Here is a 13,441-nt window from a genome sequence, read left to right as displayed (position 1 = left end):
TTTAGTTTAGTGGCTTAATACACGGCTGAGAAAAGTACGCGTCCGCTCTTCCTTCGGGCTGGCGAAGAAAGCTTCCGGCTCCGCCTCTTCCACGATCTGCCCCTGATCCATGAAGATGACCCGGTCCGCCACCTCGCGGGCGAAGCCCATCTCATGGGTCACAACGACCATCGTCATGCCTTCGCGGGCCAGGGCGCGCATGACATCGAGCACCTCCCCGACCATCTCCGGGTCCAGTGCCGAGGTCGGCTCATCGAACAGCATAATCTTCGGCTTCATCGCCAGCCCCCGGGCAATCGCTACCCGCTGCTGCTGTCCGCCGGATAGCTGGGAAGGATAGGACTCCGCCTTGTCCGCAATGCCGACCTTCTCCAGATAATACATGGCGGTCTTCTCCGCTTCCGCCTTGCTTAAGCCCAGCACCTTCACCGGGGCCAGGGTGATGTTATCAATCACCTTTTTGTGCGGGTACAGGTTGAAATGCTGGAAGACCATTCCGATCTCTTTACGCAGGGTATTGATATCTGTCTTGCGTTCGTTTACAGTTATACCGTCCACGGTTAATCCGCCGCTCGTGATCGTCTCCAGACGGTTAATGCAGCGCAGCATCGTACTCTTGCCGGAGCCGGAAGGACCGACCACAACAACGACTTCCCCTTCCTGAACATGCAGGTCAATGCCCTTCAGTACATGAAATTGTCCGTAATGTTTGTCTACCTGATGAAAGTCGATCAATGGCTAGGCCTCCTTTGTCTATTCGGGTGTTTGTCAGCAATGGTAACACTTAAAACAAACCTTACTTCAGAGACTACCAAATCCTACATAATACTATGTAAAATTTAATTCCATCATGTTATTTTCTTTTAGTTATGTTATGTATTTCATTTTCTTTTAACGCTATTAACATCTTTTATCGATTTGTTGTGACTTTTTGTGACATTTCTCTCTTGAAAAATAAAGAACCCCTCTTAGGCCGAGGCTTACCGCTGAACACAAAAAAAGATGTCCTAAAGCCATCCATGGCTTCTGCGACATCTTGTCCAGGTAATCTATTCTGTTCCAGCCCTAGAAGAAGAGCTTGAAGATCACTCCCGCCAGCACAGCGCTGATCGGAATCGTAATGAACCAGGTAACCACGATCCGTCCGGCCACTCCCCATTTGACTGCGGAGAAGCGCTTGGCTGAACCTACACCCAGAATCGATGAGGTGATCGCATGGGTTGTACTTACCGGCAGATGCAGGAGCGTGGCTGAGAAAATAACCGAAGCCGCCGAAATATCCGCCGCGAAGCCGTTGATCGGCTCAATTTTGAAAATCTTCGTGCCCATCGTCTTAATAATCTTCCAGCCGCCGATCGACGTTCCGAGTGCCATCGATGTAGCCGCTGCAATCTTAACCCAGAGCGGAACCTCCATCGTATCCAGCCGTCCCGAGGTGACGAGGGCAAAGGTAATGATCCCCATCGCCTTCTGCGCGTCATTCGTACCATGGGTGAAGGATTGCAGTGCAGCCGTCACAATCTGCATCGAACGGAAGCCCTTATTGACCGTATGCGGACTGCGCTTCGCGAAGATCCACTTCAGAATCGTCATCACAATATACCCGATTACAAAAGCGATCAGCGGGGAGAAAACCAGCCCCTCTACGATCTCAACGAACCCGTTCCATTTGATATGCTCTGTCCCTGCCCCGACATAGACCGCACCGGCTAACGCACCGATAAGCGCATGGGAGGAGGACGAAGGAATACCCAGCCACCAGGTCACGAGATTCCAGATAATCGCCGCAATGAGCGTCGCTGTGACAATATCTATCCCGTTGTCCAGGAGGGTGGGATCGGTAATACTGCCCCCGATCTTCTTCGCCACTCCGGTGAACATCAAGGCGCCGATAAAGTTCATCGAGGCGGCCAGCATGATGGCTGTACGCGGCTTCAGCGCACGGGTTGAGACAGAGGTAGCAATCGCATTGGCTGTATCATGGAAGCCGTTGATGAAGTCGAACGCCAGCGCAAGAAAGATAACAAAAGCTAGTACATATATAGATGTATCCATATTTGAGGCCCCTTATGAGTTACGCATGATGATCGATTCCAGCATGTTGGCTACGTCTTCACATTTGTCTGTGGTTGTCTCGAGCCGCTCGTACAATTCTTTGCGCTTAATCAGCTCAATCGGGTCCTTCACAGTCTCGAACAGGGCCTTGGTGCAGATACGCAGGACTTCGTCGCCCTGGTTCTCCAGATCATTCAGACGGATGGTGTATTCGCGGATCGCCAGCAGCTTCTTCTGGGAGAGCAAATGAACCGCCTTCTGGATCTCGTATGCACTCTGGCGGAGAATCTCTGCGAACTGGACAATATACTCATCCGCATCCAGCAGGTTATACATATAGAAACGCGAGGCAGAAGCCTCCAGCCCATCAATGACATCGTCCATGCTTGTAATCAGATCCATGATGTCGTCCCGTTCCAGCGGCGTAATGAACGTCTTGTTCAATTCCTTGATGACAGTGTGTGTGTAGGTATCGCACTGGGATTCGTATTTCTTCATCTCCCCGGCGAAGTTCTCCACATTGCCCTGGAGAGTCGAGATATTCTGAGCGAAATAATCCGCCGCCTGAACAATGGTGTCAGCCATGTTTTCCAGCGTCTCAAAGAATATATCCTTTTTTCTGAGCCTCATTAGCTTTATACCCCTTTACATGAAATTGCCGTAAAAAAATGCAGCCATCCAAATGTAAATGCATGAAAATGAATGACAACCCTTGTTATCTTATCATATCGACAGAAGGGATAGAAGACAAAAAACCGAACTTTTTCACACTATAATAACAATTCCCTGCAACTTACGAAAATAATCATCCGAACATTCAATCTCCAGCCGGAATTAGGGGGATGCAGGCGCCTGCGCGTATTCGAGATGACTGCTGAACGAAGGGCTGTTCGGAACGATCAGAATATGGGTAATCCCCGGGAACATCAGCGCCTCCTTGCCGTCCTTCTTCACGAACCGGATGACGTCTCCGGGGCTGCGCGACCACTTGCCGTTCATCGCTACGCCGCGCTGTAACAGCACTGCTTCTCCCCCCAGCTCCGTATCCACCTGCAGCCGGCCGACATCGTCCAGCACCTTATGATCCGAACCCATCACGATGATATTCGCCGCTTCCACCGGACGGTTATTATTCAGATCGAGATGCGGCTTGCCGTTCACCCAGCGGGCGTATATGCGCTGCTCTGCGTTATAATGGTACCCGACATTGTAGCTCTTCAGCAGGAAGTTCACACCCAGCGCAAGCGCCGGGGTGCCCTCCACAGGAATATAATCCGGATCATTGAAAAGAAAACCAGGGACCTTCACACTCTCCGCATAGCCCAGCTTCACTGCCCCCTCCCGCAGCTTGGCGGCATTGCTGTACAGGTTATGCGGGGCCTTGCGTTCCTTGTCCCGCCAGAAGTAGGCCCCCGCGCGGCCGATTTCGTCCATATCCGCCTTCTTCTGCCGTTGCAGAATGGCATAAGCATCCGGACTGCCTCCGGCATGCACCGTTATGCCGCCATAGCTCTCGCCGATATCCAGCAGGTAAGGGCGGATACTGCGGATCGGCCCGATCTTCACCACCCCGGCATGACTCTGAAAGATACCGATCAGCCGGGTAATTCCGCCTTCGGCCAGCACCTCGTACAGAATATCTGCCTCGCTGATCCCGGACTGCGGGCGGGCCGCCGGGGCATTATTGATCATGACCGCGAGCGGCCGGGGCAGGCTCTCCTCCTCAACCGGCAGGCCTGTTAAGCCGGAGACTGCTCCGGCGGCAGGCTCAGGAGAGGGGGACTGTACCGCTTCTGTCGGCTGTGGCTCCAGGGTAGGCGCTGCTGTTGGTGCAGACGTAGGTACGGGCACAGGGCTGGCCTGCTCGTTACTGCAGGCAGAGAGCAGCACGGCGGCAAGGACCAGAGCAGATACAGGACGGGATACATAACGGTTCACCGATATAGACACGTTGTTCCTCCTAATCGTAAGTTACAGCTTGCTTCTCTCGATTCTCTTCTATGAAACTCGCTTCCTTTATTTAATCATAGCTGGCAGAGTTTGTCTTGAGTCAAGTGGAATCGGCAACAGAAAAAGGGTACAGCCCTTATAGCAGCTGTACCCTCTATTCATTCCTATATTTATCAAACATCCAGCAGTTCAGGCTGAGCGTACCGTATTGGTAGGCCTGGATCATTAACTGTGCGCGTCTGCCTTCATCAGCTGCACCCATTACGTAGAAGAGCGGGATGAAATGTTCCTTGCCGTAGGTAGGTACGGCCTCCCTCACATGCGGTGCTTGCTTCTCATAGGCATACAGGGAGGAAAGATCCCAGGCCGCAAGCCGCTCAGCAATCCACCCGTCGAAGTCAAGCGCCCATGGCTCCGGCTGATCCTTCTGCTTCAGCAGCCTGAGGTTATGCACCAGACCGCCGCTGCCAATCAGGAGGACACCTTCCTCGCGCAGCGGAGCAAGCATCCGTCCGATGTTGTACTGCTCCTCAGGCGAGCGGAGCGAATCCACGGATAGAGCCACGACCGGAATATCCGCCTGCGGGAACATGGTCCTCAGGATGACCCAGGCGCCATGATCCAGCCCCCGGCCCAGCACGGGCTGATGGGGCAGATTACTATTCTTGAACAGTTCCGAAATACGGCGGCTGAGTGCGGGATCACCTGGAGCAGGATAACTCAGCTGATACATCTCTTCCGGGAACCCGTAGAAATCATGCTGCGTTTCATGCTGTGCGTCCACTGTGATCAGCTGCTCGGGACTGTCCCAATGAGCTGAGAAGATCACAATGCCGCGGGGCTTCCCCAGATCCGAACCCAGCCGCTGCAGGAAACGCGTATAGTCGTTATCCTCAAGTACCAGCAGCGGGGAGCCATGCGCAATGAAAAAGGCCGGTAATTTCATAGGGTAAGAGCCTCCATTTCCGGTATGGTCTTCCCCTTTATTTTACAGCTAATTCCTAGCCATTGCGAGTGCCGTTACCGCTCCTATATCATCCAGTTCTGCCATTCCTCCTGCAGATGCTCCTGCTGGTTCATCCAATCCCGGGTACGCTTCAGCACCTGCTCCTGCGCCGGACCCGAAGAGAAGGTATGATCGCCCTGGAAAATAATCTCCTTGTCGCACCGTCCTTCCGGCCGGGTCCAGAACAGCTTCTGGTAGAGAAACGCATAGTCCACAGGAATCACATCATCGGAGGTTCCATGGATGACCAGCACATCGCCGCTGAACTTCCCGGCTTCCTGGAACGGCTGGAAGGCAGCCAGGGAATTGAAGTATACCGGCGTGAACGAATAGCCGGCGTAATCTGCTGAACCGCTCTTCACCGACCGGTCGAAGGCATCTCTGCCAACAATCTTGACGATATCATTGAAGGGATAACCGACAGCTGACCACAGTACAAGGTTCTTCACCCGCCGGTCACGTACACCGGTCAGCAGCGCCACCGCGCCGCCCAGACTATGGCCGATCAGCGTTACACGCTGCGGGTCCACATCGGCCGAGCTGATGCCGTAATCCAACACCGCCCGGGTCTGCCCGATCATCGACTCCATATCCTCGCTGCCGTAATCACCGCTGCTCTCCCCGCAGCCCGCATAATCGAAGCGGATTACCATATAGCCATCCTGCGCCAGCTCACGGGCTGCCTTGACGAAGATGCGGTCGACACCGATCCGGCTGCCCACGAAGCCGTGGCAGATCACTGCAAGCGGCACCCGGTTCTTGCACCGTCCTGTCCCTGCCCGGTCTGCGGCCGGATAATGTATGCTCGCTGTCAGTTCCTCTCCGTTATGCCGGATGATGATATTCCGTTCCATTGCGGCGTCCTCCCCTGAATGGCTGATTTATTTTAAAATACGATAATTCCGATTAACTTAGTATGATTAATATCTCTATTATAATATCTGTGCTAATTTGTTGTCAATACGCATGAAGCCCGCAGCTTACGTCAGCTCTACCGGAGAAAAGGCCCCTTCCACTCCCGCAGGAGCAAAAGAGGCCCATACCCGCTTAGGCATCACTCAGTCATAGCTGTCGTGAAACATGTCGTGTGTCTCCTGCCGGCCTTCCCAATCCTCGAGCCCGTTCTCCTGGCCCTGCCCCGCAGCATCCCACAGGCTGAAGCCGTCAGAATTGCCCCAGTCCCCCACTTCATTAGTCGGTACAGGCGCGGTGCCGTCGTTCACAGCCTTGCCCGGTTCCTGCTTGTTGTCCTGTTCCATAACGCTCCCTGCCTTCCCTCTAGCTATAGTTGGTGAAGCCACCACCTCTTCAGTGTTTACTCTTCCAAAAGGATTATTCAGACCTTCGTGAACGAACGTTGTCCTTGCACACGGCTGGTGCACAAACGTATACTCTAGGTTGAAGGTATCCTGATCACTCAATGCTGGAGGTATAGGTCCACACTATGAAAGTCAAAGCTATGATGAAGCAGAACAACCTGCTGCGGGAGCAGATGACGCCGTCTAACCGCTCTTATTTCGAAGATATGATTCTGGCGATGCGCGCCAGTTCAGTAGATGCTGTACGTGCAGAGGAGCTGCTGCTGGAGGCGGCTGAGCTGCTGCTGAAGGGACAAGCCAAGGGCAAGAATGCCAAGCAGATTTTTGGCGGGAAGCCCGGTGATTATTTCAAGGACGTGATGGACAGCGCCCCGCCGCGCACACCGCGCAGCCGGCTGAATAACTCCCTGATGATCTCCTGGTCCGCCCTGACCCTGCTGTTCGGGACGATGGGCGTTGCCGGTCTGATCACACAGTGGAGCGGCGGCCCGCACGAACTCTTCGGCCAGCTCAGTCTATTCACGCTGGTCGTTGTCGGCGCAGGCTCCATCCTGCTGGTTGAGCTTATTATGAAATGGATGGCCTCCCTGTCGGAGGATGACAGTCCGAAGCCCAAGACCTTCGACATTAAGGCCCTGGGCATCTACATCGGAATTGCTGTGATTGCGGTATTCGCCGGCATATTCCTCGATAATCTGTTCCCGGTGATTCCGGTCTCGCCCTGGGTCAGTCTGGCGCTGGCCGCTGCCGGAGGACTGGGGCTGAAATTCATATTCTTCCCATCTTAGAGACTGTATCCCACATCCATTCCACACAGGAGGAGACTCGAATGAACAAGCATGCCGTTATATCCGCCGCAATCGCCCTGCTCATAGGGCTTCAGGCAGGCGCAGCCGTCCCGGCCGGTGCCGAAGGCAGCGGAAGCAGCCGGACAGGCACTTCCGGTGCAGCTGCAAGCGCTAAGACTGCCAGCCATGCAGAAGCGGTCTATAAAGCCGCGCTGCCGCTGCTGTCCAGCGGTAACCTGCCGGGTGCCATTGCCTATATGAAGACAAAGCTGTATGCAGTCACTCCTTATCAGGCGACTGTACTGACGCTGAAGCTGGAGAACCTGCATAAGGCGCTGCTGCCCTCCTGGGAGAAGAAATTCAGCAGCAGCGAGGTCCAGCGGAAGCTCCTCACCGTCTACAGAGGGGGAGTCAGCATGGAGAAGCTGGCTGAGAGTACAGATAACGCTTCCTTGCGCGCCCTGCTGCAAAGTGCGGGAGAGAGCGGATACAAGCTGGATACCGCCGAGGGCAGCTTTTACCCGGTGATTGATTATGCGGATTACCGCAAATATAAGCCTTATGTAACGGAGGATATCAGCAGCTATATTTCCATTATGGCAGCTGAATCAGATCTGCCTCCTTCCAAGGATAACGGATTGATCATTGCTTGGGGCGAGGTAGCCGACCGTGCGCTGACCCAGGAGCAATTCATCCAGACCTATCCCACATCCAACCGGGTACAGGCCGTTAAGAAGCTTTACAACCAGTATGCTGTGAACACCTTCTACGGCCTGAATAACACCCCGCTCTTCCATTACGATAATCTGGAGATGGATCTGGAAGCGCAGAAGGCTTACGCCAGCATCCTGGCCAAGAACGGCAGCTCCAGCGCCTTCCTGCAGAAGCTTGAGGGCTTCATGAAGCTGATGAAGAGTAACGGCTACCTGCTGGACGACGCAGCGGAGCAGTATCTGAAGACTGAGGTGCCCCAGCTGTAGGCGGTTCAATTAAATCCCATACAACGTGAAACAGCCCCGTCCAGACTTTGCTGGGCGGGGCTTACTTTGTCTATATGCAGCTACCCGCCGCACCTCAGATCAGCATACTGAACAGATTAACATCCTTGTTAATCTCCACGTAATCGACGCCCTTCTGCTTCATCCGCTCAATCAGCGGGGCGTAGGCATCGGTAGACATCAGTTCAATGCCGACCAGGGCCGGGCCGTTCTCCTTCTCATTCTTCTTCGTGTACTCGAACCGGGTAATATCATCATCCGGTCCGACCACCTCGGTCAGGAACTCGCGCAGGGCGCCCGCGCGCTGCGGGAAGTTGACCATGAAGTAATGCTTAAGACCCTCATAGATCAGGGAACGCTCCTTGATCTCCTGCATCCGGTCAATATCGTTGTTGCCGCCGCTGACGATGCAGACCACGCTTTTGCCCCGGATCTGATCACGGTACATGTCCAGTGCAGCAATGGGGAGGGAACCGGCAGGCTCCACTACAATCGCATTCTCATTATACAGCTCCAGAATGGTGGTACACGCCTTGCCCTCCGGCACCTTCACCACATCATCCAGCAGCTTCGAGCAGATATCGAAGGTCAGGCCGCCGACACGCTTCACCGCCGCGCCGTCCACGAATTTGTTGATCTCCTTCAGGGTGATTACCTCACCGCTCTGCATGGCCTCACTCATCGAAGCCGCGCCGCTAGGCTCCACACCAATAACCTTGGTTGCCGGACTCACCGTCTTGATATAGGTGGCTACACCGGCTGCCAGCCCGCCGCCGCCGATGGTGACGAACACGAAGTCCGCTGGCTTGTCCAGATTCTCCATCACCTCCATGGCAATGGTTCCGTTGCCGGCAATAATACGCGGCTCATCGAACGGGTGAATCAGCGTCATGCTATGGTCAATGCAAGCCTGCAGCGCTTCATCGTAAGCATCATCGAAGGTATCCCCCTTCAGAATCACCTCAACGAATTCGCCGCCGAAGCGCCGGACCTGCTTAATCTTCTGATTAGGAGTAGTGCTCGGCATGAATATCTTGCCTTTGATGCCTAGTGCCTTGCAGGAATAAGCCACGCCCTGGGCATGATTTCCCGCGCTGGCGCAGACGATGCCCTTGGCTCTGTCCTCGTCAGACAGACTGCGGATCATATTATAGGCTCCCCGGATTTTGAAGGAGCGTACAATCTGCAGATCCTCACGTTTCAAGTACACATTACAGCCGTATTTGGCCGACAATACCGCATCCAGCTGGAGCGGCGTACGGACGATAACCTCCCGCAGCACATGGTGCGCGCGTACAATATCTTCCATTCCTACGATCCGGTTTTCGCCTTCTCTCATGTTTTCCCCGCCTCACTGTCTCTTTCTTATCGTTTCGCTTCTTGTAACATACTCTTCCAAGGACTTTTTTTCAACCCTTGTCCTCCCCACACACCATAACATCCACTGAGAGTGGAATTGTAACCTGCAGCTCCCCGGCCTATAAGCAAGCGGGCGGCCCGGCATCTATCTGCCGGACCGCCCGCTCAACACAGCCCTCTATACCTTAAACCTCGACACCGCACTCAGCAACTGCGCCGAGCTAAGCTTGATCTCCTCCATCTCGGCTACGATGCTGCCGGACCGCCCGATGATCTGCTCTGCTCCGGCAGCAATGACTCCCGCTCCTTCCGCTCCCTCATTCGTCGCACTGCCTGTCTCACTGATCGCAGTAAGCATGCTCTGGATGGAAGTCAGCAGCTCTTCCGAGGTGGCGCTGAAGTCCGTCACCAGCTCCTCGATATACCGGGCATCCTCACTGTACCGCTCTCCGGTCTCCTGCATGGCATCGTAGTCCTTCTTCACCTGGCTGTCCATGAAGCCAAGCATACTCTCCGCAGCCTCCACCAGATTGGACACCGCCTGGACTACCGCCCCGGTCACTCCCTGGATCTCAGTCACCGTCTCACGCGAGTTGTCGGCCAGCTTACGGATCTCCTCTGCCACTACAGCGAACCCCCGGCCCGCTTCCCCTGCCCTTGCCGCCTCAATTGAAGCATTCAGCGATAACAGGTTGGTCTGGGCGGCGATCTCCAGAATAGCGCCCGTAAGCGTACTGATCTGCGAGATCGATCCCGACTGTTCAATGGCCGTGCGCAGCTTCTCTTCGCTAAGCCCGTAGACGGTATCCGCCTGTGTGCGGGATTCCCAGGCTCTCTCCTTCAGCCGCTCCGCCCGCAGGTTAATTTCTCCGGCGGCTTCCGCCCCCTCCTGGGCTTTGCGGGCAATCCCGTTGATCGCCGCCTCGATCTGGGTTGTGCTGGCATTCATCTCCTCCATCGAGGCGGCGGTCTGCTGCAAGCCTGCGGACAACTCCTCCGTAACCCCCGAGATATCGGTGATGCTGCCATCCAGCACGAATACATTCTGCTCTGTATTCCCAACCGCGCCCGAGATACTCTGCGAGCTGTGCATGATCTCCTGAATCAGCGACTGCTGCGAGGCAATCATATCGTTGAAGCCCTCAGCCAGCACCCCGATCTCGCCTCCCGCAGTTACCCTTGCCCTTACCGACAGGTCCCCCGCCTTCGCCTGCCCGAACGCAGCCGTGAGGAGCGGAATCTGCTTCAGAATACTGCCCGAGACCAGATACAGCAGAACAGACAGCACCGCGATTGAAGCAATAATCGAAAGGAAGAAAATCAGCTCGAAACGCTTCAGCTCCAGCTCCGCATGCTTCTGCGGTACGATCAGCGCGACTGACCACTGGTTAGCCACAGCCGGTGAATAGGATACATAGCTGGGCTCGCCGTCTATGTCCGCCTGGATGACATTTGAGCCCCACTGCAGCATTTTATCGCCGACCGTCTTCCACAATCCGCCCAGATCAGCCATCTTCTTCAGCAGAATATGATCCGGATTGGGATGATAGATGAAGGTCCCCGTCTCATCAATCAGCACGGCATAGCCGCTGCCTTTATAATGAAAAGCGCCCAGCGCAGCTGTAATCTGCTCAATCGAAATATCTGCACTCGCCACGCCGATCAGCCTGCCGGAATCATCAAGCAGCGGTGTGCTGACACTGACGACCATTTTGCCTGACCCGGCATCAATATAAGGATTGGTAATCGTTACACGCTTGTTCGCAGCCGCAGCGGAATACCAGCTTCGCTCCTTCAGCACGTAGTCTGCCGGAGGCTCGAATTCATCCTGGGTAATCACCTTGTTCACCGCATCCAGACCTATGTATACATTAAGCAGATTCTTATTGTTGTTCTTGATCAGGTTCAGCGTCTCGATCAGTTCCGTGTACCCGTCCGTAGTCTTCAGCGTCTGTGCATCCTTCACCCTTAGAATGAAATCGCGGAGGTAGGCGTTGGCATTGAGAAGCGCCACACTGTCCACAGCAGGCTGCAGCAGGTCATTGACCTGCACCCCGATCGCCCCTTTCTCATACGTCAGCGAGCTCTTCAGCCCGTCCACGATAAGCTGCTTGGCATTGCTGTAGATCACTACAGACACAGTCGCGAAAATAACCACCACAGACAGAATCACTGACAAAAACAGCTTGCCGCGAATCCCCATATTACGGAGTGAGCCGATAAGCCCCCTCTCCTTGACCCTCTTACTCTTTCCCAGTGCCATAGACCCTCCCACCTTCCATGTATAAAGACTCGGGGCTGTCCCGAATCTTCTCTGTCTTTTCGACTTATTTCTGCAAAAAATCCCTTTATCCCTGTACCGTTTTCCCATAGGCTGTGAAATAAGTGTGTCCATGTCAGGTATTTTCTCATAATTATCGAGTCAAACCTCTTATTTACCCATATCACCGCTTATTCATGTCAGGTTATTTCCACAAAAAAATACTCCCTTGTATCTGCTGTATTCAGCAAACAAAAGGGAGCATATCTCTATATACCAATTTTCCAATTCATCTTATCCAGCAATCTGCCGCACTACTGTTCCAGCAGCTCCTGAAACCATTTCAGGTTCAATTCATGGTGCGCTCTGACATTATTCATCATCGATTTTGCCATATCGTAGATCTTATCTTGCTTGGCATCCAGCGCATGGTCAATTTCAGCAATTTTGCGCCGTGTCTGCTCCATCTGCACAGCAACAGCCGCCTTAAATTGCTCAGGATCATATTGGTGAGCGAACAGCGTCGTCATATAAAAGGTTAACGTAATATCGTCTGTCTGCAGCGAGTACTTGGCCATCAGCGCTTTGAAATGCTCGTCGCCCTGCGGTGTAATCTCGTAGATGTATTGCTCGGGATAATTGTTCACACTGACGACCTCCACCAGCCGGACCAAGCCTTCCCCCGCTAACTTCTGGAGGTTATAGTACAGCGATCCCTTCGTCATATGAACAAGATACTTGTAATCCCGCTCCTTGAAGACACTGAGCAATTCATAAGCGCTGGATTGTCCGCAATCCTTAAGCAGACCCAGTATAAGTAAGGGTATAATAGCGAATTCCTCTTTCTGTATTTATTGAAAATCACCGAGATGCTCCGCAATCCATTCCCGGAACGTATAGGGCTCCCGGCCAAGAATCGTCAGCACCGTGTCGGTCACGGCGAGCTTATGCTTCAGGGTATACTCCCAGTCCTGAACTCTAAGGGTAATGTATTCTTCAGCGATGTACTTGCTCATATAAGAACGGAAGTCATCGATGGTCTGCTCTTCCAGTGTAATGGATTGTCCCAGCTGCTTAGAGATTTCGGTCAGGATATTCCGCTGGCTAAGAATATTGGCTCCTGTGAGCGTCAAGACCTGCCCGGAGAATCTGTCAAAATCCGTTACAACCACACTGATAACCCCGGCAATATCTTCTTCATGTACGCTCGCCAGCTTAGCCTCCAAGGCCGGTAACCGGATCGTCCCCTTATTGTATCTAAAAAGGTCCCTCCAGTAAATGGTATTATGCATGAAGGCCTCGGCCCGGATAAACACATACTGAAAGCCATACGCCTGAATCTGCTCCTCAACCTTCTTATGTTTCATAGCGTTCTCGTTGTAAGCGGCATCCGAGCGGTTGATGGAGGCAGAGGATAAGAACACGATGTTCCGCACACCCTTGGACCGGGCTGTCTGCAGAATCTCTTCGGCATCATCCAGGAGGATCAGGAATAAGGTCTCCACGCCGTGCAGGCTGTCTGACCAGGCACTGCAATCCTTAATATCCCCAGTGACGATCGTCATGTGACCGGTCTGATCGCTCATCAGCTTCTCAGGTGTGCGGGTGAGGGCTTTGAAATTGACAGCCTTAGACTTGAGGGAATGTACAACCCGGCTTCCAACGGTTCCAGTTGCTCCAGTAATAAATAGCATTAGGAGGACCTC

General features: G+C 53.7%; 13 protein-coding genes. 2 read left to right on the top strand and 11 right to left on the bottom strand.

Annotation, left to right across the window (positions count from 1 at the left end; all coding sequences use genetic code 11):
• Positions 1-6: 6 nt before the first annotated feature.
• The 7 genes from MKX51_RS01820 to MKX51_RS01790 form a co-directional block, all read right to left on the bottom strand.
• A complete protein-coding gene (locus MKX51_RS01820; protein WP_036693252.1) occupies positions 7-735 on the bottom strand; it encodes an amino acid ABC transporter ATP-binding protein in 729 nt (242 codons plus the stop codon).
• Between the two features lie 330 nt (positions 736-1,065).
• Positions 1,066-2,055, bottom strand: a complete 990-nt coding sequence (locus MKX51_RS01815) for an inorganic phosphate transporter (protein ID WP_340944350.1) — start codon at positions 2,053-2,055, stop codon at positions 1,066-1,068.
• Positions 2,056-2,067: 12 nt separating this feature from the next.
• Positions 2,068-2,685 (bottom strand): DUF47 domain-containing protein, encoded by a 618-nt coding sequence (locus tag MKX51_RS01810; protein WP_036730910.1) that lies wholly within the window; start codon positions 2,683-2,685, stop codon positions 2,068-2,070.
• 204 nt (positions 2,686-2,889) lie between these two features.
• Positions 2,890-4,005 carry a DUF3048 domain-containing protein gene (locus tag MKX51_RS01805; RefSeq protein WP_340990976.1) on the bottom strand — a complete coding sequence of 372 codons (1,116 nt, stop codon included), beginning with the start codon at positions 4,003-4,005 and terminating at the stop codon, positions 2,890-2,892.
• A gap of 154 nt (positions 4,006-4,159) precedes the next feature.
• Positions 4,160-4,951 (bottom strand): DODA-type extradiol aromatic ring-opening family dioxygenase, encoded by a 792-nt coding sequence (locus MKX51_RS01800; protein WP_340990975.1) that lies wholly within the window; start codon positions 4,949-4,951, stop codon positions 4,160-4,162.
• 83 nt (positions 4,952-5,034) lie between these two features.
• Positions 5,035-5,865: an alpha/beta hydrolase family protein gene (locus tag MKX51_RS01795; RefSeq protein WP_036730916.1), complete on the bottom strand. Its 831-nt coding sequence runs from the start codon at positions 5,863-5,865 to the stop codon at positions 5,035-5,037.
• Positions 5,866-6,069: 204 nt separating this feature from the next.
• Positions 6,070-6,270: a hypothetical protein gene (locus tag MKX51_RS01790; protein WP_340944354.1), complete on the bottom strand. Its 201-nt coding sequence runs from the start codon at positions 6,268-6,270 to the stop codon at positions 6,070-6,072.
• Positions 6,271-6,455: 185 nt separating this feature from the next.
• Here MKX51_RS01790 and MKX51_RS01785 point away from each other — a divergent pair, with 185 nt between their 5' ends.
• Both MKX51_RS01785 and MKX51_RS01780 read left to right on the top strand, forming a co-directional pair.
• Entirely contained in the window at positions 6,456-7,118 is a 663-nt protein-coding gene (locus tag MKX51_RS01785; protein ID WP_340990974.1) for a DUF1129 family protein, read from the top strand.
• A gap of 41 nt (positions 7,119-7,159) precedes the next feature.
• On the top strand, positions 7,160-8,098 hold the full coding sequence (locus MKX51_RS01780) for a hypothetical protein (protein ID WP_340990973.1): 939 nt from the start codon (positions 7,160-7,162) through the stop codon (positions 8,096-8,098).
• 94 nt (positions 8,099-8,192) lie between these two features.
• Here MKX51_RS01780 and ilvA read toward each other — a convergent pair whose 3' ends face one another.
• From ilvA to MKX51_RS01760, 4 genes are all read right to left on the bottom strand, one after another.
• On the bottom strand, positions 8,193-9,455 hold the full coding sequence (ilvA, locus tag MKX51_RS01775; RefSeq protein ID WP_076080190.1) for a threonine ammonia-lyase IlvA: 1,263 nt from the start codon (positions 9,453-9,455) through the stop codon (positions 8,193-8,195).
• 198 nt (positions 9,456-9,653) lie between these two features.
• Positions 9,654-11,738 carry a methyl-accepting chemotaxis protein gene (locus tag MKX51_RS01770; protein ID WP_340990972.1) on the bottom strand — a complete coding sequence of 695 codons (2,085 nt, stop codon included), beginning with the start codon at positions 11,736-11,738 and terminating at the stop codon, positions 9,654-9,656.
• Positions 11,739-12,049: 311 nt separating this feature from the next.
• Positions 12,050-12,541, bottom strand: a complete 492-nt coding sequence (locus MKX51_RS01765; RefSeq protein WP_340995467.1) for a PadR family transcriptional regulator — start codon at positions 12,539-12,541, stop codon at positions 12,050-12,052.
• 45 nt (positions 12,542-12,586) lie between these two features.
• Complete coding sequence (locus MKX51_RS01760) at positions 12,587-13,429, bottom strand: NmrA family NAD(P)-binding protein (protein WP_340990971.1); 843 nt, start codon at positions 13,427-13,429, stop codon at positions 12,587-12,589.
• Positions 13,430-13,441 lie beyond the last annotated feature (12 nt).

The organism is Paenibacillus sp. FSL M7-0420 (genome assembly GCF_038002345.1).
In the GTDB taxonomy this organism is placed as follows: domain Bacteria; phylum Bacillota; class Bacilli; order Paenibacillales; family Paenibacillaceae; genus Paenibacillus_AQ.
The sequence above is the reverse complement of the archived record's forward strand: the minus strand, read 5'-3'. Positions and strand labels throughout refer to the sequence as shown.

Excerpts from the sequence above, each read along its gene's own strand:
- MKX51_RS01815 (WP_340944350.1), bottom strand. The coding sequence starts at position 2,055 with ATGGATACATCTATATATGTACTAGCTTTTGTTATCTTTCTTGCGCTG.
- MKX51_RS01810 (WP_036730910.1), bottom strand. The coding sequence starts at position 2,685 with ATGAGGCTCAGAAAAAAGGATATATTCTTTGAGACGCTGGAAAACATG.
- MKX51_RS01800 (WP_340990975.1), bottom strand. The coding sequence starts at position 4,951 with ATGAAATTACCGGCCTTTTTCATTGCGCATGGCTCCCCGCTGCTGGTA.
- MKX51_RS01795 (WP_036730916.1), bottom strand. The coding sequence starts at position 5,865 with ATGGAACGGAATATCATCATCCGGCATAACGGAGAGGAACTGACAGCG.
- MKX51_RS01790 (WP_340944354.1), bottom strand. The coding sequence starts at position 6,270 with ATGGAACAGGACAACAAGCAGGAACCGGGCAAGGCTGTGAACGACGGC.
- MKX51_RS01785 (WP_340990974.1), top strand. The coding sequence starts at position 6,456 with ATGAAAGTCAAAGCTATGATGAAGCAGAACAACCTGCTGCGGGAGCAG.
- MKX51_RS01780 (WP_340990973.1), top strand. The coding sequence starts at position 7,160 with ATGAACAAGCATGCCGTTATATCCGCCGCAATCGCCCTGCTCATAGGG.
- ilvA (WP_076080190.1), bottom strand. The coding sequence starts at position 9,455 with ATGAGAGAAGGCGAAAACCGGATCGTAGGAATGGAAGATATTGTACGC.
- MKX51_RS01770 (WP_340990972.1), bottom strand. The coding sequence starts at position 11,738 with ATGGCACTGGGAAAGAGTAAGAGGGTCAAGGAGAGGGGGCTTATCGGC.
- MKX51_RS01760 (WP_340990971.1), bottom strand. The coding sequence starts at position 13,429 with ATGCTATTTATTACTGGAGCAACTGGAACCGTTGGAAGCCGGGTTGTA.